We start from the raw sequence: 19,527 nt of genomic DNA, 5'->3' as shown, positions 1-19,527 counted from the left end.
CGGGTCGATCAGCCGGCGAGCGCGGGGAACCAGAGCGCGATCTCGCGCTCGGCGGACTCCGGGCTGTCGGACCCGTGCACCAGGTTCTCGCGGTTGGACAGCGACAGGTCGCCGCGGATGGTGCCCGGGGCGGCCTTGCGCCCGTCGGTGGCGCCGTTGAGCGCACGCACGACCTCGATCGCCTCGTCGCCCTCCAGGACCGCCGCGAGCAGCGGGCCGCTGGTGACGAAGGTGCGCAGCGGCGGGTAGAAGTCGCGCTCGACGTGCTCGGCGTAGTGCGCGTCCGCCTGCGCGGCGTCGATGGCGCGGAGCTCGAGGGCGACGATCGCGAGGCCCTTCGCCTCGAAGCGGGAGAGGATCTCCCCGACCAGGCCCCGGCGCACGGCGTCGGGCTTGAGGAGGACCAGGGTGCGCTGCGTCATGGCGCTCACCCTAGCGAGGGTCCGGCGACCGCGTTCAGGCGCCGTCGACCGCGTCGTACTGCTGCCAGGCGGCACCGCGCTCGCGGTCGATCTTGCGACCGAGCAGGTCGGCCGTCGCCCACAGGCCGGCGAACAGGCCGCCGAGGAAGAGCATGGCGGGCACGAGCACGGCGAGGCCGACGGCGCCGACCTGCAGCACCCACCCGACGGTGTAGCCCCACGGGCGCCGCAGCAGGCCGCTGACCACCAGGCACGCCAGGGCGAGGCCCCCACCGACCGCGACCGCCACGGCGGGGTCGACGTCGCTCACGCGGATGATCACCGGCACCGTCAGGGCCAGCGCGATGGCCTCGAGGAAGAGGACGGCGGCGCACATGCCCCGACGCGGCGACTTGTGGCGCTCCGGGTCGTCGGGGGCCCCGGCGGGGACGAGGCGGGGGCCCTCCTCCGGAGCCGCGCTCACTTGGGGCCGCCCAGCAGCAGGCGGGCCTCGCCGACGGTGACCACCGAGCCGGTGACGAGCACCGCGCCGGACCCGATCGACGCACCGACCGCCTCGCCCGCCTCGGCGAGCGCCGCGGCCTGGTCGATGGCGTCGGCCAGCGTGTCGGCGACGCTGACGCGGTCCTCGCCGAAGACCGCGCGGGCCTCCGTAGCCAGCGCCTCCGGGTCGAGCGAGCGGGGCGTCGAGTTGCGGGTGCACACCACGTGCGACAGGTGCGGCTCGAAGGCGGCGAGCAGCCCCTCCAGGTCCTTGTCGGCCATGACGGCGAGCACGCCCACGAGCGGCGAGAACGTGAAGGAGTCCTCGAGGGCCGCGGCCGTGGCCTCGGCCCCGGCGGGGTTGTGGGCCGCGTCGAGCACGATGGTCGGGCTGCGGCGGATGATCTCGAGCCGGCCGGGCGAGCTGACGTCCGCGAACGCCGCGCGCACCACCTCGTCGTCCAGCGGGCGGTCGCCCACGAGCGCCTCCACCGCCGCCAGCGCGACCGCCGCGTTCTGGGCCTGGTGCGCGCCGTACAGGGGGAGGAAGAGCTCCGCGTACGTCGCGTTCGCGCCCCGCAGCGTGACGACCTGGCCGCCGACGGCGGGAGCGCGGTCGACGACGCCGAAGTCCACGCCCTCCGCGACGACGCGGGCGCCCACCTCGAGCGCGCGGGCCAGGAGCACCTCGGCGACGTCCTGCTCCTGCGCGGCGAGCACCACGACGGAGCCGGGCTTGATGATGCCGGCCTTCTCCTCGGCGATGGCGACGGGCGTGCCGCCGAGGTACGCCGCGTGGTCGAGCGACACGGGGAGCACCACCGCGACGTCCCCGTCCGCGACGTTCGTGGCGTCCCAGGAGCCGCCCATCCCGACCTCGACGACGGCGACGTCGACCGGCGCGTCGGCGAACGCCGCGAAGGCCATGCCGACGACCGTCTCGAAGAACGACAGCGGGTGGGGCTGGTCGGCGTCGACGAGGTGGGTGAAGGCCGCCACGTCGTTGAAGGCCCGCACGAACGCCTCGTCGTCGAGCGGCGCGCCGTCGATGCTGATGCGCTCCGTCATCCGCTCCACGTGGGGGCTGGTGAAGCGCCCGGTGCGCAGGTCGAGCGCCCGCAGGAGCGCGTCGACCATCCGGGAGGTGGTGGTCTTGCCGTTCGTGCCCGTCAGGTGCACCACGCGGTAGGCGTGCTGCGGGTCGCCCAGCAGCTCGGTGAAGGCACGGATGCGGTCGAGCGAAGGCTCCAGCCGCGTCTCCGGCCAGCGGGAGAGCAGCGCGTCCTCCACCTCGGCGTAGGTCCTCGCGGGGCGGGCGGCCGGGGAGTCCCCGGGAACAGAGTCAGTCATCGCGCGGACGAGTCTAGGCGCGACCCGTCCGCGCGCCGACTCACGCGTCGTCGCGGCTCGCGCCGTTGCCGCCGGCCTCGAGGCGGCGGGAGATGGCGGCCGTGCGGTTGACCAGGTGGTCGATGGCGGCGAGGTCGTCGTCGTCGAGCTCGGCCGACGCGCCGGTCACCTTGCCCACGCCGTACGGGTTGCCGTCGGAGAACTTCTGCGGGTCGGTGTAGCCGGGCGCCACCACGATGCCGCCGAAGTGGTAGAAGCTCGTGTAGAGGTTGAGCAGCGTCGACTCCTGGCCGCCGTGCTTGGTCTGGCTGGCGGTGAAGCCGGCGTAGACCTTGTCGGCCAGCTTGCCCTGGGCCCACAGCGGGCCGAGCGTGTCGATGTAGGCCTGCAGCTGGCTCGTGATGTGCCCGTAGCGGGTCGGCGACCCGAAGAGCGCCACGTCCGCCCAGTCGAGGTCGTCGGGGGTGGCGACCGGCTCGTCGGCGACGTCCCGGCGGTGCTGCACCCACGCCTCCTGGCTCTCGATCGCCTCCTGCGGCGCGAGCTCCGCGACGTGGCGCAGCCGGACGTCGTGACCGGCCGCCTCGGCCGTCGCCGCCGCGCGGCGCGCCATGGCGTCGACCGTGCCCGTCGAGGAGTAGTAGATGATCGCGATCTTCGTCATTCCACGTGCCTTCCGTCGTGTCGTCCACTGGCCCCACCGACGGTAGCCAGCGCCCCCGAACCGCACGGGCGGGGAGGGCGCCGCGCCCGCCCGCGCGACACGCGACGCGACCAGCCCGGATGCGGCGTCGTCCGGCGCCGCGGGCTTCCGTAGCATTCCGCCCATGACCGAGACCCAGAACGCCGAGCAGTCCCCGACGACGCCGGAGGCCCCGGCCGTCGTCGTACCGGACAAGCCGGCACTCGAGGGCCTCGAGGCCAAGTGGTCGCAGGTGTGGAAGGAGCAGGACACCTACGCCTTCGACCGCACGCGCCCGCGCGAGGACGTCTACTCCATCGACACGCCCCCGCCCACCGTCTCGGGGTCGCTGCACGTCGGGCACGTCTTCTCCTACACGCACACCGACGTCGTGGCCCGCTACCAGCGGATGCAGGGCAAGACCGTCTTCTACCCGATGGGCTGGGACGACAACGGCCTGCCCACCGAGCGCCGGGTGCAGAACTACTACGGCGTGCGCTGCGACCCCTCGCTGCCCTACGACCCCGACTTCACGCCGCCGGAGAAGCCGGACCCGAAGAAGCAGGTGCCGGTCAGCCGCCCCAACTTCGTCGAGCTCTGCTCCACCCTGGTGGAGGAGGACGAGAAGGTGTTCGAGTCGCTGTGGCGCACGCTCGGCCTCTCGGTCGACTGGTCGCAGCAGTACACGACGATCGGCCGCCCGGCCCAGACCGTCAGCCAGCGCGCTTTCCTGCGCAACCTGGCCCGGGGCGAGGCCTACCTGCAGGAGGCGCCGACCCTCTGGGACGTCACGTTCCAGACCGCCGTCGCGCAGGCCGAGCTGGAGGCGCGCGAGTACCCCGGCGCCTACCACCGCGTCGCCTACCGACTGCCGTCCGGCGAGGCCCTGCACGTCGAGACCACCCGGCCCGAGCTGGTCGTCAGCGCCGTGGCCCTCATCGCCCACCCCGACGACGAGCGCTACCGCCACCTGTTCGGCACCACCGTCACCTCGCCGGTCTTCGGCGTCGAGATCCCGGTGCTGGCCCACCCCGCCGCCGAGCCCGACAAGGGCGCCGGCATCGCGATGTGCTGCACCTTCGGCGACCTCACCGACGTGCAGTGGTGGCGCGAGCTGCAGCTGCCCGTGCGCACCGTCATCGGTCGCGACGGCCGCTTCCTGCGCGAGACCCCCGAGTGGCTCACCAGCGACGCCGCCCGCGCGGCGTACGACGACCTGGCCGGCAAGACGGTGCACTCCGCCCGCGAGGCGACCGTCGCCAAGCTCCGGGAGAGCGGCGAGCTCGACGGCGAGCCCAAGGCCACGCAGCGCATGGCGAACTTCTACGAGAAGGGCGACAAGCCGCTCGAGATCGTCGCCACCCGCCAGTGGTACATCCGCAACGGCGGCCGCGACGCCGGCCTGCGCCGCGACCTGCTGGCGCGCGCCGAGGAGATCACGTGGGTGCCGACCCACATGAAGCACCGCTACGACAACTGGGTCGGCGGCCTCAACGGCGACTGGCTCGTCTCGCGCCAGCGCTTCTTCGGCATCCCGTTCCCCGTCTGGTACGCCCTCGACGCCGACGGCGAGCCCGACTACGAGCACCCGATCGTGGCCAGCGAGGCCGAGCTGCCGGTCGACCCCTCGACCGACGCCCCGCGGGGGTACGACGAGGCGCAGCGCGGCGTGCCCGGCGGGTTCGTGGGCGACCCCGACGTCATGGACACCTGGGCGACCTCCTCGCTCACCCCGCAGATCGCGGGCGGCTGGGAGTCCGACCCCGACCTGTTCTCCCGGGTCTTCCCCATGGACCTGTGCACGCAGGGCCACGACATCATCCGCACCTGGCTGTTCTCGCGCGTCGTGCGCGCCCACTACGAGTCGGGCGTCGCGCCCTGGTCCCACGCGCTGCTGTCGGGCTGGGTGCTCGACCCGGACCGCAAGAAGATGTCGAAGTCGAAGGGCAACGTCGTCGTCCCGACGGAGATCCTCGAGAAGTACGGCGCGGACGCCGTGCGCTGGCGGGCCGCCATGGCCCGGCCCGGCCTCGACTCCCCCTTCGACGAGACGCAGATGAAGGTCGGGCGCCGCCTCGCGATGAAGGTGCTCAACGCGTCGAAGTTCGTGCTCGGCAGCGTCGGCGCCACCGAGCTCAGCCGCTTCGAGGTCTCCGAGCCCATCGACTGCGCCATGCTCGGCCTCCTGCGCGAGACCCTCGCGCGGGCCACCGACGCGTTCGCCGCCTACGACTACGCCACCGCGCTCGAGGCCGTCGAGCGCACCTTCTGGGAGTTCTGCGACGACTACCTCGAGCTCGTCAAGGAGCGGGCGTACGGCGAGGGGGCCGGCGCCGCCTCCGCGCGGGCCACGCTGGCCATCGCCCTGCACGTGCAGCTGCGCCTGCTGGCGCCGTTCCTGCCGTACGTGACCGAGGAGGTCTGGTCGTGGTGGCAGGAGGGCTCGGTGCACCACGCGGCCTGGCCCGTCGAGGCCGACCTGGGCTCCGCAGCCGCCGCCTCCCCCGCGACGCTGCGCGCGGTCGCCAAGGCCCTCGCCGGCGTGCGGGGCGCGAAGTCGCAGGCCAAGGTCAAGATGCGGGCCGCCGTGGCGCGTGCCGAGATGACCGGCCCCGAGGCCGAGGTCCGTGCCGCCGAGGCCGCGGCCCCCGACCTGCGGGCCGCCGGGGCCATCACCGGCGACCTGGTCTTCACCCCGAGCGAGGCCGGCGACCTCGCCGTCGCCGCCGAGCTGGCGCCCGTCGAGGACGAGCAGCCCCAGGGCTGACACCGCTGTCGACGCGGCACCGACACGCACGACGAAGCCCCGGTCCTCCTCGCGGAGGGCCGGGGCTTCGTGGTCGAGCAGGTGGCACGGCGGGCGGCCCGCCGTGGGCCGCAGCGCGGTCGGCTCAGGCCGACTTCTTCTTCTTGGCCTCGGCCTCGCGCAGCACCAGGGTGGGCGGCACGTCGTGGAGCACCGACTCCTGCGTCACCACGACCGTGGCGACGTCCCCGCGCGACGGCACGTCGTACATGGCGTGGAGGAGGGTCTCCTCGATGATGGCGCGCAGGCCGCGCGCACCCGTGCCGCGCTCCAGCGCCTTGTCGGCGATGGCCTGCACGGCCTCGTCGGTGAACTCGAGCTCGACGCCGTCGAGCTCGAAGAGCTTCTGGTACTGCTTCACCAGGGCGTTCTTCGGCTCCGTGAGGATCTGCACGAGCGCCTCGTTGTCGAGCTTCTTGACGCTGGCGATGAGCGGCAGACGACCGATGAACTCGGGGATGAGACCGAACTTGGTCAGGTCCTCCGGGCGCACCTGGGCCAGCAGGTCGTCGGCCTCGCGCTCGGACTCGCCGCGCACCTCGGCGGTGAAGCCCAGCGACTTCTTGCCGACGCGCTGCTCGATGATGTGCTCGAGCCCGGCGAAGGCCCCGCCCACGACGAAGAGGATGTTCGTCGTGTCGATCTGGATGAACTCCTGGTGCGGGTGCTTGCGCCCGCCCTGCGGCGGCACCGACGCCGTCGTCCCCTCGAGGATCTTCAGCAGCGCCTGCTGCACCCCCTCGCCGGAGACGTCGCGCGTGATCGAGGGGTTCTCCGCCTTGCGGGCCACCTTGTCGATCTCGTCGATGTAGATGATCCCGGTCTCGGCCTTCTTGACGTCGTAGTCGGCCGCCTGGATCAGCTTGAGCAGGATGTTCTCGACGTCCTCGCCCACGTAGCCGGCCTCGGTCAGCGCGGTGGCGTCGGCGATCGCGAACGGCACGTTGAGCATGCGGGCGAGCGTCTGCGCCAGGTAGGTCTTGCCGCAGCCCGTGGGGCCGACGACGAGGATGTTGGACTTGGCGACCTCGACCTGCTCGTCCTTGCTGTGCCGCCCCGACGTCGAGCCCGTGGCCTGCACCCGCTTGTAGTGGTTGTAGACCGCGACGGCCAACGACTTCTTCGCCTGCTCCTGGCCGATCACGTAGGAGTTGAGGAAGTCGAAGATCTCACGGGGCTTCGGCAGCTCGTCGAGACCGACCTCGGCGCCCTCCCCGAGCTCCTCCTCGATGATCTCGTTGCACAGCTCGATGCACTCCGTGCAGATGTACACGCCGGGACCGGCGATCAGCTTCTGCACCTGCTTCTGGCTCTTGCCGCAGAAGGAGCACTTCAGCAGGTCTCCTCCGTCACCGATGCGTGCCACGGGTGATCATCCTCCGGTCGTGCCCGGGGCGGTGTGCCCCGGACGGGTGGTGCGTCGTTCGGTCGCGGCGTCCGTGCCGCGGGGGCCGCCCGGCTGGTCGCCGAGGGCCGTCTGCGACGGTACCCCGCGCCGGACCGCTGCGCGGTCCGACACGGGGGCTCGTCCCCGCCGGGTCGACGGGGACCCCTCAGACGAGGAGGGCGGCCTTGCGGGAGTCGAGCACGGCGTCGATGAGGCCGTACTCCACCGCCGCCTCCGCGGTCAGGATCTTGTCGCGCTCGATGTCGCGGCTGACCTGCTCGCGGTCCTTGCCCGAGTGCTCCGAGATCATGGTCTCGAGCAGCTCGCGCATGCGCAGGATCTCGTTGGCCTGGATCTCGATGTCGGAGGTCTGCCCGAAGGTGCCCTCCGTGTAGGGCTGGTGGATCAGGATGCGGCTGTTCGGCAGCGCCAGGCGCTTGCCGGGGGCACCGGCCGCGAGCAGGATCGCCGCCGCCGAGGCCGCCTGGCCCAGGCACACGGTCTGCACGTCGGGCTTGATGAAGCGCATCGTGTCGTAGATCGCCGTCAGCGCCGTGAACGAACCACCGGGGCTGTTGATGTAGATCTGGATGTCCTGGTCGGGGTTCATCGACTCCAGGCACAGCAGCTGCGCCATGACGGCGTTCGCGACGTCGTCGGAGATCGGCGTGCCGAGGAAGATGATGCGGTCCTCGAAGAGCTTGCCGTAGGGGTCGATGCGGCGGAACCCGTAGGAGGTCCGCTCCTCCCACTGGGGGATGTAGTAGTTCATCAGTCCAAGCCCTTCGCTCAGTCGTTCTTCCGGGCCGGACGGCCCTCGTCGGCGGCCTCGCGGGCGCTCGTGATGACGTGGTCGACCAGGCCGTAGTCCTTGGCCTCGGCCGCGGTGAACCAGCGGTCGCGGTCGGCGTCGGTGGTCACCTGCTCGATGCTCTGGCCCGTGTGCTCGGCGATGAGCTCGAGCAGCACCTTCTTGATGTGCAGCGACTGCTGCGCCTGGATCTTGATGTCGGAGGCCGAGCCGCCCATGCCGGACGACGGCTGGTGCATCATGATCCGCGCGTGCGGGAGCGCGTAGCGCTTGCCCTCCGCACCGGCGCACAGGAGGAACTGACCCATCGACGCCGCCAGGCCCATGCCCACGGTCGCGACGTCGTTCGGGATGTAGTTCATGGTGTCGTAGATCGCCATGCCGGCGTCGACCGAGCCACCCGGCGAGTTGATGTGGAGGAAGATGTCCGCCTCCGGGTCCTCCGCCGAGAGCAGCAGCAGCTGGGCGCAGATCGCGTTCGCGTTCTGGTCGCGCACCTCGGAACCGAGGAACACGATCCGCTCGCGCAGCAGCCGGGAGTAGATGTGGTCGTCGAGCGGGTTGAACCCCGCGGCACCGTTCATCTGTGGGTTCTGGTTCACGCTCGCGACACTAGCCCGGAGCGCTGACAGTTCCACGGGTTTCGGGGCCCTGTTCGCCGACAGCGGATTCACGGGCCCGTCGCCCGCTCACCCGCCCCCTCACGCCAGCCAGCGGGCCAGCGCGCGGGCCACGTCGGGGTGGTTGACGAGCGCGAAGTGGTCGACGCCCCCCACGTGCAGCGTGTCGACGTCGGCGTCCGCGAACACGTCGCCCGCCCCTGCGCGTCGGCCGTACGCCGAGTGCTCCCGCACGAGCAGGTCGCCGACGAGGCGTCCCAGGGGGTGGCGGGGCGAGCGGGTCAGCGTGGCGGAGACCAGCCGGTAGCGCGCGTGCGGCAGCAGCGGCACGTCGTGGCCCAGCCCCTCGACCAGGTCGCGGATGCCCACCGACCGCTCGTCGAGGATGCGGCCGAACGCCCCGGTCTCCGCCAGCCCGCCGAGCAGGGAGCTGCCGTCGCCCACGAGCCCGGCGAGCGGCGCGCCGCGGTGCGGGGTGCCGAGGGTGACGACGTCGGTGACCCGCTCGGTCCAGTCGCGCGCGTCGGGACCGTCACCGGCGCCCTCGGTGCGCACCGCCGACGCGGCCCGCACGACGAGGCCGCCCATCGAGTGCCCGACCAGCGCCATGCGCTCGACCGGCACCGGCCACTCCTCGACCAGCCGCGCGAGCAGCGCCGCGAGGGCGACGCCGTTGACCCGCAGCCCGAGCCCCGTGTTCATCCGCAGCAGCACCGGGGTCCACCCGGCGGCCTCGAGCTCCTCGGGGTACGTCGTGCCCCGGGCCTCGCGACCCAGCGTCCAGATCGCCTCGCTCTCGCCCAGCCCGTGCAGCAGCACCGCGACCCGCGGCCCCGCACCCGGGTACGCCGCCGCGAGGGCCGCGTGCGTCGGCTCGACGTCGCGTCCGTCCACCCGCGCGGCGAGGGGGATCGCCATCCGCCGGTCCTCCGCGGCGAGGCGGTCGCCGATGAGCCCGTTGACGGCGGCGCGCAGGTGGCGTCCCGCCGGGTGCGCCTCGATCGACGGGCCGCGCCCGCCGGCGGCGAGCGCCGTCGTACCCCGCGCCGCGGCGCGCAGGCCGGCGCCGATCCCGCCGTACACGCCCCCGGCGATGCCGTCGTGCACGCGGCGGGGGCCCTCCGCGGCCCCGAGGGTGAGGAGCGCGGCGAGGCCCTGGGCGCGGTCCGCGACCGCCCGGTGGGTGTCCCGCGCGCTGCGCACGACGAGCTCGTCGGCGACCTCCAGGAGCAGGGCGAGCGCGTCGAGGACCGTCGGCTCACCCGACGCCGCGGCCGCCCGCTGGGCGTCGAGGGGGGACCGGCCGAGGCGCGGACCGTCGGGCAGCCGCCCGGTGGTGGTCACGGAGGTCGGGTCGGGGGACGTCACGGACATCCACCCAGGGTCCGTCGCGCGACGGCCGCGGTCAAGAGAGCCAGTGCACACCCGTGCACCGAGTCGGGCGGGCGCGGTCAGCGTCCGGCCCCAGGACGTCACGTCGCGCTCGGCCTGCGTTCTCCTGCGCTGTGGTTGGATCGCAGCCATGCTGCGCGTGACCCTGCGAGGGGCGGGACTCCCGACCGTCACGCTCGGGTCCGGCGAGACCTTGTTCTTCGGCCGCTCCCCGGACCGCGCCGTCCCCGTCGACAGCCCGAAGAACGCGCTGCGCGTCACCGCCATCGCGCTCCCCCGCTGCGCACCGCACGTGTCGCGCGTGCTCGGCGAGCTGATCGTGGGCGAGGAGATCGCCCGCCTGCGCTGGCACGGCTCCGGCGAGACGCAGGTCTCCAGCCTCTTCGACGCCCCCGGGGGCGCCCGGCGCGTCACGCTCGCCGAGGGCATGTCGCTGCTGCTCGACGAGGGGGAGAACCAGCTCGTCCTCCTGCGCGGGCGGATCGGTCCGGGCGGCGAGGGCACCTACGACGACCTCGCCGTGAGCATCGAGGTCACCCCGAGCGGCCGCGGGCCCGTCCTCCCCCGCCCCCGCCCCGAGGAGGACGACGTCGACGGCGGCGCCACCGCGCCGGCCCCGATGCTGCCCCGCCTCGGCCGGGAGTGGTACGTCGCGCTCGCCCTCGCCGAGCCGTGGCTGACCGGCACCGACGACTACCCCCGGCCGCCGTCGAACCGCGAGATCTACGAGCGGGTGCTGCACTGGCACGGCTACGCCTGGAACCTCGAGCGGGCGCAGCGCGTCGACGACGCCATCCGGTCCATCTCCGCGCTCGCGTTCGGCCCGCGCGACGACCCGTTCCGCGCCGGCAGCGGCCGGGCCCAGAACGTGCGGTTCGCCATCGGCCGGCGCACCGCGGAGGTCCGCCTCGTCACCGCGGACGACCTCGACGAGGTCGAGCGGGCCGCCGCGCGCCGGAACGTTCCACCCGCGCGGGCCTAGGCCCCGGCGGCCCGCGGTCCCTAGCCTCGGTGGCCACGACGCGCACCGCCCCGAGGAGGACACGTGAGCAGCAGCATGCAGGGCATGGACACCGAGTACGCCCGCCAGGTCGGTCAGAACATGGGCGAGCACGCCGGCCAGGTCGCCGGCGTCGTCTCCAGCATCACGGCCATGATCAGCGGCCTGAAGTGGCAGGGCCCCGACCGCCAGGGCTTCGAGTCCGACTGGACGGGCTCGTTCGCCCCGAGCGCGAACGCCGCGTCGGAGTCGCTGTCCGACCAGGGCCGCGTGCTCTGCGTGCACGCCGACCGCCAGGACGAGGCCAGCCGCTGACACCCGTCCTGACGCCCGCTCCCACCGCCGAGCCGGCGGCCCCGCACGGGGCCGCCGGCTCGCTGCGTCCGGCGGCCCGTTCCGGGGTCCCGACGGGGCGGAACCTTCCACCCGCCCGACCCTCGACCGGCGTGGACGGGCCGCCCTAGCGTCCTCGGCGCGACGACCCGACGGACGGCGCGGCCCACCAGACCGGCAGCACCCGGCACCCACGACAGCAGGAGGAGGGGACATGGCCCTGATCGGAGCGGACACCGACGAGCTCCGCGAGGCCGCGCAGCTGTGCCAGGACGGCAAGGAGGTCACCGACACGGTGATCGCGTTCGTGAAGGCGCTCATCGCGCTGCTGCGGGCGGCCTCCTTCTTCACCGGCGGTGCCAGCGCGGCGTACGCGACCTTCCTCGAGACGCAGGTCCTCCCCTGGCTGCAGAAGATCTCCACCGCCCTCGGCACCTTCGCCCAGGTGCTGGGCGCGAACGCCGAGGCGCAGGACCAGATCAGCGCCGGCGAGACCGTGGACCTCTCGAAACTGCCGACCTACACGAGCCCCCTGCAGACCGAGCAGTCGCGGGCCCCGATGACGGGCTGGCAGGGCGGCTCCATCGCCCCCACCCAGCCGCTCGCCCCCGGCACCCCCGGCACCACCACGACGACGACGTCGACCACCACGACGGGCGCCGACGGCGTCACCATCCCGGGCACCACGACGACCACGACGACGCCGATCGGCGCCTCCCCGGCCGGCACGTCGCCCAGCTTCGGCGTGCCCTCGCTCGGCGGGGGCCTCGGGTCCGGTGTCAGCACGCCCGCCCCGATGAGCGCCAAGCCCGAGATCGGCGGCGTCCTGCCGGGCTCCGTCTCCGGCTCGACCGGCACCCCCGCGCTCGGCTCCGGCGGCGGCGGTCTCGGCTCGGGCGGCGGCATCGGCTCGGGCGGCGCCATCGGCGCCAGTCCCACCGGTGGTGGCACGGGTGGCGGCACGGGCGGCGGGGCACCCGCGCTCGGCGGCGGCAGCATCGACGGCGCGTCGGTGCCGGCCGGCGCCCCCGCGCCCTCCGACGTCACCCCGGCGAGCAGCACCACGCCCGGCGCCGACTCCCTCACCACCGCCGCCCCGACCCCCACGGGCGACTCGGTCACGAGCTCGGGCGACCGCCCGTCGTACGGCGCGGCCGCCGGTCTCGCCGGGGGCGCGGCCGCCCTCGGGCTGGGCGGGGCAGCGCTCGCGAGCCGCGGCGCGGGCGGCGACGCGGCCATCGAGAAGCTGGTCGGCGAGAACGGTCGCGGCAGCCGCGGCGAGGGCGTCCGCGAGCTGCAGCAGCGACTCACCGCGGCCGGGTACGACACCCGCGGCGCCGACGGCCAGTGGGGCGGCAACACGCAGGCCGCCTACGAGGCCTGGCGCGCCGACCACCCGCTGCAGGTCGCGCAGGGCACCGGCTTCACCTCGCCCAGCGGCTACGACTACACCCAGATCCAGGGCGTGCAGGGCAACCGCAACGTCACCCCGGAGTTCCTCCGCGAGGTCGAGGCCGTGGCCGGCCGCGTCGGCGCCGCGCCCGAGCACCTGCTGGCCACAATGAGCTTCGAGACCGGCGGCCGGTTCAGCACCGACGTCGTCAACCCGCGCAGCGGGGCGACCGGCCTCATCCAGTTCATGCCCGACACCGCGGCCGGGCTCGGCACCTCCACCGAGGCGCTCTCCCGGATGACCCCGACGGAGCAGCTCGCGTACGTCGAGCGCTACTTCGAGCCGCACCGGGGACGGCTCGACACGCTGGAGAACGTCTACACCAGCGTGCTCGGCGGGCGCCCGATGGAGCCGGGCCAGACGATGTTCAGCCAGGGCACGCCGGAGTACCACCAGAACCGCGAGCTCGACGTCGACCGTGACGGCCGCATCACCGCCGCCGAGGCCACCTCGCACGTCCGCTCCCGCATGGGCTCCTGACCGCACCGGTCCGAGAACCCCCACCGACAGCCCGACCCGCACGACCCGCACGACCGCAGCACCCGCCGCAGGACCCACCGCAGCACCCCACCGCAGCACCCACCGCACCCGCGCAGGAACACACGGAGAGAAGGAGAACCGCCATGGCCATGAAGGGTATGGACATCGAGGGTGGACGTCAGTCCGCGCAGCAGATCACGCAGGGCGCCGGCGAGCTCGAGCAGCTGACCGGCCGTCTCACCCAGTCCCTCGAGAGCTTCGAGTGGGTCGGCCCCGACGCCGAGCGCACCCGCACGTCGTGGAACTCGGAGTACCGCACGATGCTCACCCAGGTCGTGGCGCAGCTCAACGACTTCGCCACGCTCATCAACAACCAGGCGCAGGAGCAGGAGCAGGTCTCGGCCTGACCGACCTCCCCGGGCCGCCCGGGACCGCGGGGCCGCCGGCACGAGCCGGCGGCCCCGCGGCGTACCCCCCACCCGGCACCCGCCCGGCACCCGCCCGGCACCCGCCCGGCACCCGCCCGGCACCCACCTGTCACCGGACGGTGGGGTTCGCGCCGGCTGCGAGGGGGTACGTCGCCCCCCGGCCCGCTCCCACCTCGTCCGACCCCGCTCCCCCGCCCCGCCCCGCCCCGCCCCGCCCCGCCCCGCCCCGCCCCGACCGGAGGACCACGACCGTGCAGCAGTGGACGCTCTCGCTGAGCACCCCGCCGGAGTCCGGCCTGCCGTCGGTCGACGTCACGGTGCACGCGAAGGACGACGCCACGGTCGCCGACCTCGCCCGGGCCTTCGGGCGGCACCTCGCACCGCACCAGGCCAACCTCCTCCTCGTGCCCGTCGACGGCGGCCACCCCTGGCCCGCCGACCGGTCGGTCGCCGAGTGCGGCCTGCGCACGGGCGACCTGCTCGACGTCGTCACCGCTCCCGCCTCGTGGCTGCACCGGGCGAGCAGCACCGCCCGGCCGCGGGCCGTGCTGCGCGTGGTGGACGGCCCGGACTCCGGCCAGCGGCTCCACGTGCGCTCCAGCGCGCTGACCGTGGGGCGCGGCCCGACCTGCACCATGCGGCTGTCGGACCCCCTGGTCTCCACCCAGCACGTGCGGGTCGTGCTCGGCACCCGCCCGACCGTGTACGACGCCGGCTCGGCCAACGGCACGACCGTGGCCGGCGAGCAGGTCACGACCGGCCGGGAGGTCGACTGGGGCACGCCGATCCACCTGGGCCGCACCACGGTCGTCGTCGACCCCGGCGAGGTGCCCGTCGACGACACGGCCGTCTCAGTGTTCCGCCCGCCGCGCTTCGGGGAGCCGCTGCTCGACGAGGTGCTCGACGTGCCCTCGCCGCCCAACCGCAACCGGCCCTCGCCCCTGCCGTGGGCGATGCTCGCGCTGCCGATGATCATGGGGCTGGCGATCTTCGCGCGCTCGCGCACGTCGTACGCGCTCGTCTACATGCTGGCCTGGCCGGTGCTCGGCTACCTCGGGTGGCGTCAGCAGCAGCGCGCGGCGCGCCGGCAGTTCGAGGAGGAGGCCGCGGAGTGGCGCACCGACGTGGACCAGCTCCTCGCCACCATCGACGACCAGGCGAAGCGCCAGCGCGAGCAGTTCCACGACGACTACCCCGACGCCGAGACCCTGCGCACCCGCGCGGCGCGGCGTGACCCCTACCTGTGGGCCCGCAGCGAGACGCGCCAGGCGTTCCTCCACACGCGCCTCGGCATCGGCACGGTCCCGGCGCTGCTGCGCGGCACCATCAAGGACGGCGGCGACCGTCCCCTGCGGCGCGAGGCCGCGGCCGACCTGGCGCAGCGCGACACCCTTCCCGACATGCCGGTCGTCACCGACCTAACCGCGCACCCCCTGGTCGCGCTCACCGGGCAGGAGGGCCAGGTCGACGACCTCGTGCGTGCCCTGGTGCTCCGGCTCGCGTTCGACCACTCCCCCGCCGACCTGACCGTCGCCGCCTGCCTCGGCCGCGGCCGCGCCCACCACGAGACGTGGCTGCGCTGGCTGCCGCACGCGACCGCCCGGGTGGGCGGCGAGCCCCCCGTGGCGGTCGGGCCCGGCGCGGCGACCGCGCTGCTCGACCACCTCGCCAGCGAGGACGGCGCCCGCGGACACACGCTCTGCCTCGTCGACGAGGGGGCCGGGATCCCCCGGCGCACGCTGGAGGCGGTCGCCGGCGTCGCCGCCGAGCGCGGGCTGCACCTCGTGTGGCTGGGCCGCAGCCGGGCCGAGGTGCCCGCGGCGACGAGCCTGCTCGTCGACCTGGCCGACGGCAGCGTCAACGTGGGCGACCGCGGCGGCGTCACCCGCATCGACACCCCCGACGCCGTCTCGCTGGCCCACGCGTGGCGCAGCGCGCGCACCATGACGGCGTACGTCGACGAGGCCGCCGTGCTGCCGGCCTCCACCTCGATCCCGGCCGTCGTGCGGCTGCCCGAGGTCAGCGGCGACCTGCAGGACCTCGACGACTCCGACGCCGTGCTGCGCCGCTGGAGCGCGAGCCGCGGGCTGCGGGCGCAGATCGGGGCGGGCGTCGACGGCACGGTCACCATCGACCTGCGCGACGACGGACCCCACGGCCTCGTCGCGGGCACGACCGGCTCCGGCAAGTCCGAGCTGCTGCAGACCCTCATCTGCTCGCTGGCGCTCAACAACCCGACGAGCCGCATCAGCTTCCTGCTCGTCGACTACAAGGGCGGCGCCGCGTTCCGCGAGTGCGCCGACCTGCCGCACACGGTCGGCTACATCACCGACCTCACGCCGGCCCTCGTGCAGCGGGCGCTCACCTCGCTCGGCGCCGAGATCACCGCCCGCGAGCACCTGCTGGGGCAGTACGGCGTCAAGGACCTCACCCAGCTGGAGCGCGAGCACCCCGAGGCGGCGCCGCCGAGCCTGCTCATCTGCGTCGACGAGTTCGCGGCGCTCACCGCCGAGGTGCCCGACTTCGTCGACGGCATGGTCAACATCGCCCAGCGCGGCCGCTCGCTCGGGATGCACGTGCTGCTCGCGACCCAGCGGCCCGCCGGGGTCGTCACCGGCAACATCCGGGCCAACACCGACCTGCGCATCGCGCTGCGCGTCTCGGCCCCCGACGACTCCCGCGACGTCATCGACGCCCCCGACGCCGCGCACCTGTCCCGGCGTACCCCCGGCCGGGCGTGGCTGCGCCGCACGGGGCACGGTACGGCGGAGCTCGTGCAGTCGGCGTGGACCGGCGCGCGCCAGCCGATCGACGGCACCGGGGCGGCGGTGACGGTCGGGGCGTTCACGGCCGCGAGCGCCGCGCGCGCCGACACCACGACCGAGGCGCGCCTGCACCCCCGCACCGACCTCGAGCGCTGCGTCAGCACGATCGTCACCGCGTTCCGCCGCTCCGGGGTGCCCGCGCCCCCGAAGCCGTGGCTGCCCCCGCTCCCCGCCGAGCTGCTGCTCGACGCCGACGAGCTCGTCCGCGAGGCCGCGACCCGGCCCTCGGGCCACCTCCACCTCGGTGGCATCGACGACCCGGCCCACCAGCGCCAGCCCCGCCTCGACCTCGACCTGTCCGCGGTGGGCCACGTGCTCGTGCACGGGGCGTCGGGCTCGGGCAAGACCGAGCTGCTGCGAACCGCGGCGATCACCGCGTCGCTGGGGGACGCGGCGAGCACGCACGGGGTGGCGCCCTACGTGTACGCCGTGGACTACGCCGGCGGCGGCCTGTCGGCACTCGCCGGCCTCCCCACGGTGGAGGCCGTGGTCGGCGAGACCCAGCAGGGGCGCGTGCTGCGCCTCGTGCGGCTGCTGCGTCGCACCGTCACCGACCGCAGCGCCGCGCTCGCCGCCAACGGGTGCGCGGACCTCGAGGAGCTGGCCCGCGCCGGGCACGTGCTCCCCCGCGTCTACCTCCTGCTCGACAACCTGCCGTCGCTGCTGGAGTCGTTCGAGAAGGCCGGCGGCCTGGCCCGCGACCACGTCGAGCTCCTCCAGAACGTGCTGCAGAACGGGCGGCGCGTGGGCGTGCACGTCATCGCGACCGCGCCCGGCCGTACGGGCGTGCCGACGGCGATCGCAGCGTCCTTCGGCCGTCGCGTCGTGCTGCGCATGACGACGAACGACGACTACCTGATGCTCGGCGCGCCCGGGAACGTCCTCGACGCCGAGACCACGCCGGGCACGGGCCTGCTGGGCAAGCAGGTGCTCCAGGTGGCCACGACCGGCGGGGCGGGCACGCCGCAGCAGGCCGACCTGATCCGCGCGGTGGCCGACCGGCTGGCCCCGGCCACCGCGGGCCGCGCCGGCGCCGCCGTCCCGCCGATGCCGGGCCACCTGCCCTCCGGCGCTCTGCCGTCGCCCACGGGCGCCCGGGTCCCGCTCGCGGTCGACGCCGACGCGGTCGCCGTGCTGACCGTCGACCTGCTCGGCGGGCCGGTCCTCGTGGCCGGGCGCGGCGGCACCGGTCGCACCAGCGCGCTGCGCGGGGTGGTCGAGCTGGCCCGGCGCTCCGACGTACCCCCGCGGGTGGTGTGGTGCGACGACCTGCCGGCCGCCGTGGCCGGCGTCGAGGAGGCCCTGACGGCCGCGGACGCGGCTCCTCCCGGGACGGAAGGTTCCTGGGTGCTGACCGTGGTCGACGACGTCCAGCGGTGGGACACTGCCTGCACGGACGACGCCCACAAGACCGCCCGTGCCCGGCTGCTGGAGATCCTCGACACCGCGGCCGGACGGGTGGCCCTGGTGGCGTCGGTCGACGTCGCCGAGGCACGACGACCCGGTCTCCAGCCGGGCCTGGTCACGGCCCTGAAGCAGCGCCGCCGCGGGTTCCTGCTCCACCCGGAGTGGAACGAGGGCGACGTGCTCGGGGTCTCCGTGCCCACGAAGACGTTGGAGCCGCTCGCGGGCCCGGGCCGAGGCCTGTGGTGCGAGAGCGGCGCCGCGACGGTCGCGCAGCTCGTGGCCGGCGAGGGTGACGAGGAGGGACGGGGATGACGTCGCAGCCGACAGCGGGCACGAACGCGGGGACCGACCCGGGCACGGGCGGGTCGCTGCTCGACCGCGCGCGCCGCCTCCTGCCCGCCGGCCGGCGCGACGAGCGCCGGCGCGGGTCCGCCCGCCGCGGCTCGCGCGGCAGCGCCGAGCTGTCGGTGGTCGTCGTGGCCGCCTCCCTCGTGGCCGGCCTCGCGTTCGGCGAGGGCCTCTCGCGCACCGTCGTCGACATCACCGACGGCCTCACGTGGATCAGCGACGACCCGACCGGCGAGGTCATCCAGGTCAACCCCGCGACCGGCCGGCCCGAGAAGCGGCTGGCCGTCGGCGCGCCCGGCGAGGACCTCGACGTCAGCCAGGCCGACGGCCGGCTCTTCGTCACGAACCGCACGACCGGCGAGGTCTTCTCGATCGACCTGGCCTCCGTGCTCGTCTCCGGGCAGCGCCGCGTCGCCACGGGCAACGCCTCCGACCTCCTCCTCCACGACGGGGCCGCGTTCCTGGTCGACCGGGCCAACGGCACCGTGTCGCGCATCGACCCCTCGACGACCGACGCGATCGGCGAGCGCTGGGTCGCCACCGAGGGCCTGGCCGACGCGACCATCGACGGTGAGGGCATCGTCTGGGTCATCGACACCACCGGCCGGCTCTCGCGGTTGCGCTGGTCGGACGGCGAGCGGCGCTTCGTCACCGAGGACAGCCGGCAGGTCGAGTACGCCGGCGAGGGCTCGGTGCTCGTCGCGCACCCCGCCGGGGTGACCGTCTTCGGCCCCGACGCGGGCATCGTCGTGCAGGTCGGCACGGGCAGCGACGTGGTCGCCGACGCCCCGGCCCTCAACGGCACGCTCCTCGCCCCCGATGACGCGCCCGCCGACCTCTCCCCCGTGGCCGCTCCGCAGACCGGGTCGCTGGTGATCGTCGGGTCCGGCGAGCTGCGCGAGGTCGACCTCCGCGGCATCGGCTGCGGCAAGCCGGGCCGCCCGGCCGTGCACCGCTCCCTCGTCTACGTGCCGTGCGACGGCGACGGCCGCATCGTCGTGCTCGACCGCACCGGCCAGCGGGCCGCCCGCGACATCCCCGTCCCCGGCGACCGCGACGCCGAGCTCGTCGTCGACGACGGCAACCTCGTCGTCAACGTGCCGGGCGCGCAGGCCGGGCTCGTCGTGCGGGCCGACGGGCGCATCGACGACCTCACCCGCTACGACGAGCGCGTCGCCCCGACGCGGCTGTCGAGCACCCGCCCGCCCGCGACCGCCACCGGCGCCCGCGCGGCCGCCGACCGCGACCGGCGGCCCCCCGTCGCCGTCACCCCGCCGGTCGTCCCGCCGGTCAGCCCGCC

General features: G+C 74.5%; 15 protein-coding genes. 7 read left to right on the top strand and 8 right to left on the bottom strand.

Going from position 1 to position 19,527, the window contains the following annotated elements:
- Positions 1–8: 8 nt before the first annotated feature.
- Genes ndk through wrbA form a run of 4 tightly spaced genes read right to left on the bottom strand, consistent with a single transcriptional unit; the run spans position 9 to position 2,919 of the window.
- A complete protein-coding gene (ndk, locus tag KK617_RS12050) occupies positions 9–422 on the bottom strand; it encodes a nucleoside-diphosphate kinase (RefSeq protein ID WP_277500271.1) in 414 nt (137 codons plus the stop codon).
- 34 nt (positions 423–456) lie between these two features.
- On the bottom strand, positions 457–885 hold the full coding sequence (locus KK617_RS12045) for a DUF4233 domain-containing protein (RefSeq protein WP_277500270.1): 429 nt from the start codon (positions 883–885) through the stop codon (positions 457–459).
- The gene (locus KK617_RS12040) at positions 882–2,255 is read right to left on the bottom strand and encodes a folylpolyglutamate synthase/dihydrofolate synthase family protein (protein ID WP_277500269.1); all 1,374 of its coding nucleotides are present in this window, start codon (positions 2,253–2,255) and stop codon (positions 882–884) included. Before KK617_RS12040 ends, KK617_RS12045 begins: the two co-directional genes overlap by 4 nt.
- A 40-nt stretch (positions 2,256–2,295) precedes the next feature.
- Positions 2,296–2,919, bottom strand: coding sequence for an NAD(P)H:quinone oxidoreductase (wrbA, locus tag KK617_RS12035; protein ID WP_277500268.1), 624 nt, complete (start codon positions 2,917–2,919; stop codon positions 2,296–2,298).
- 163 nt (positions 2,920–3,082) lie between these two features.
- On the opposite strand from wrbA, the gene valS reads away from it, so the two are divergent.
- Positions 3,083–5,704, top strand: coding sequence for a valine--tRNA ligase (gene valS / locus KK617_RS12030; RefSeq protein ID WP_277500267.1), 2,622 nt, complete (start codon positions 3,083–3,085; stop codon positions 5,702–5,704).
- Positions 5,705–5,828: 124 nt separating this feature from the next.
- On the opposite strand, the gene clpX is transcribed toward valS, so the two are convergent.
- The 4 genes from clpX to KK617_RS12010 form a co-directional block, all read right to left on the bottom strand.
- Positions 5,829–7,109, bottom strand: coding sequence for an ATP-dependent Clp protease ATP-binding subunit ClpX (clpX, locus tag KK617_RS12025; RefSeq protein ID WP_277500266.1), 1,281 nt, complete (start codon positions 7,107–7,109; stop codon positions 5,829–5,831).
- A 187-nt stretch (positions 7,110–7,296) separates the two neighbouring features.
- Positions 7,297–7,902, bottom strand: a complete 606-nt coding sequence (locus KK617_RS12020; protein WP_277500265.1) for an ATP-dependent Clp protease proteolytic subunit — start codon at positions 7,900–7,902, stop codon at positions 7,297–7,299.
- 17 nt (positions 7,903–7,919) lie between these two features.
- On the bottom strand, positions 7,920–8,525 hold the full coding sequence (locus KK617_RS12015; protein ID WP_277500296.1) for an ATP-dependent Clp protease proteolytic subunit: 606 nt from the start codon (positions 8,523–8,525) through the stop codon (positions 7,920–7,922).
- 117 nt (positions 8,526–8,642) lie between these two features.
- The gene (locus KK617_RS12010) at positions 8,643–9,935 is read right to left on the bottom strand and encodes a hypothetical protein (protein WP_277500264.1); all 1,293 of its coding nucleotides are present in this window, start codon (positions 9,933–9,935) and stop codon (positions 8,643–8,645) included.
- A 148-nt stretch (positions 9,936–10,083) separates the two neighbouring features.
- Here KK617_RS12010 and KK617_RS12005 point away from each other — a divergent pair, with 148 nt between their 5' ends.
- From KK617_RS12005 to KK617_RS11980, 6 genes are all read left to right on the top strand, one after another.
- Positions 10,084–10,935 (top strand): hypothetical protein, encoded by an 852-nt coding sequence (locus tag KK617_RS12005; RefSeq protein ID WP_277500263.1) that lies wholly within the window; start codon positions 10,084–10,086, stop codon positions 10,933–10,935.
- A 63-nt stretch (positions 10,936–10,998) separates the two neighbouring features.
- Complete coding sequence (locus KK617_RS12000) at positions 10,999–11,268, top strand: hypothetical protein (protein ID WP_277500262.1); 270 nt, start codon at positions 10,999–11,001, stop codon at positions 11,266–11,268.
- Between the two features lie 232 nt (positions 11,269–11,500).
- Positions 11,501–13,219 (top strand): peptidoglycan-binding domain-containing protein, encoded by a 1,719-nt coding sequence (locus tag KK617_RS11995; protein WP_277500261.1) that lies wholly within the window; start codon positions 11,501–11,503, stop codon positions 13,217–13,219.
- A gap of 143 nt (positions 13,220–13,362) precedes the next feature.
- Positions 13,363–13,626 carry a hypothetical protein gene (locus KK617_RS11990; RefSeq protein WP_277500260.1) on the top strand — a complete coding sequence of 88 codons (264 nt, stop codon included), beginning with the start codon at positions 13,363–13,365 and terminating at the stop codon, positions 13,624–13,626.
- Positions 13,627–13,898: 272 nt separating this feature from the next.
- Entirely contained in the window at positions 13,899–18,191 is a 4,293-nt protein-coding gene (locus tag KK617_RS11985; RefSeq protein WP_277500259.1) for an FtsK/SpoIIIE domain-containing protein, read from the top strand.
- Positions 18,188–19,527: hypothetical protein (locus KK617_RS11980; RefSeq protein WP_277500258.1), on the top strand; the 1,340-nt coding region annotated here is incomplete at its 3' end. The genes KK617_RS11985 and KK617_RS11980, both read left to right, overlap by 4 nt.

It is taken from the genome of Nocardioides sp. ChNu-99 (assembly GCF_029493445.1).
Taxonomy (GTDB): domain Bacteria; phylum Actinomycetota; class Actinomycetes; order Propionibacteriales; family Nocardioidaceae; genus Nocardioides.
Note: the sequence above shows the minus strand (reverse complement) of the source record. Positions and strands in the feature narration are given on the sequence as shown.

What these genes read in the sequence shown, in the direction of transcription:
- wrbA (WP_277500268.1), bottom strand. Translation starts at nt 2,919, where the DNA reads ATGACGAAGATCGCGATCATCTACTACTCCTCGACGGGCACGGTCGAC.
- KK617_RS12020 (WP_277500265.1), bottom strand. Translation starts at nt 7,902, where the DNA reads ATGAACTACTACATCCCCCAGTGGGAGGAGCGGACCTCCTACGGGTTC.
- KK617_RS12015 (WP_277500296.1), bottom strand. Translation starts at nt 8,525, where the DNA reads ATGAACGGTGCCGCGGGGTTCAACCCGCTCGACGACCACATCTACTCC.
- valS (WP_277500267.1), top strand. Translation starts at nt 3,083, where the DNA reads ATGACCGAGACCCAGAACGCCGAGCAGTCCCCGACGACGCCGGAGGCC.
- KK617_RS11990 (WP_277500260.1), top strand. Translation starts at nt 13,363, where the DNA reads ATGGCCATGAAGGGTATGGACATCGAGGGTGGACGTCAGTCCGCGCAG.
- KK617_RS12040 (WP_277500269.1), bottom strand. Translation starts at nt 2,255, where the DNA reads ATGACTGACTCTGTTCCCGGGGACTCCCCGGCCGCCCGCCCCGCGAGG.
- KK617_RS12010 (WP_277500264.1), bottom strand. Translation starts at nt 9,935, where the DNA reads ATGTCCGTGACGTCCCCCGACCCGACCTCCGTGACCACCACCGGGCGG.
- KK617_RS11995 (WP_277500261.1), top strand. Translation starts at nt 11,501, where the DNA reads ATGGCCCTGATCGGAGCGGACACCGACGAGCTCCGCGAGGCCGCGCAG.
- KK617_RS12005 (WP_277500263.1), top strand. Translation starts at nt 10,084, where the DNA reads ATGCTGCGCGTGACCCTGCGAGGGGCGGGACTCCCGACCGTCACGCTC.
- ndk (WP_277500271.1), bottom strand. Translation starts at nt 422, where the DNA reads ATGACGCAGCGCACCCTGGTCCTCCTCAAGCCCGACGCCGTGCGCCGG.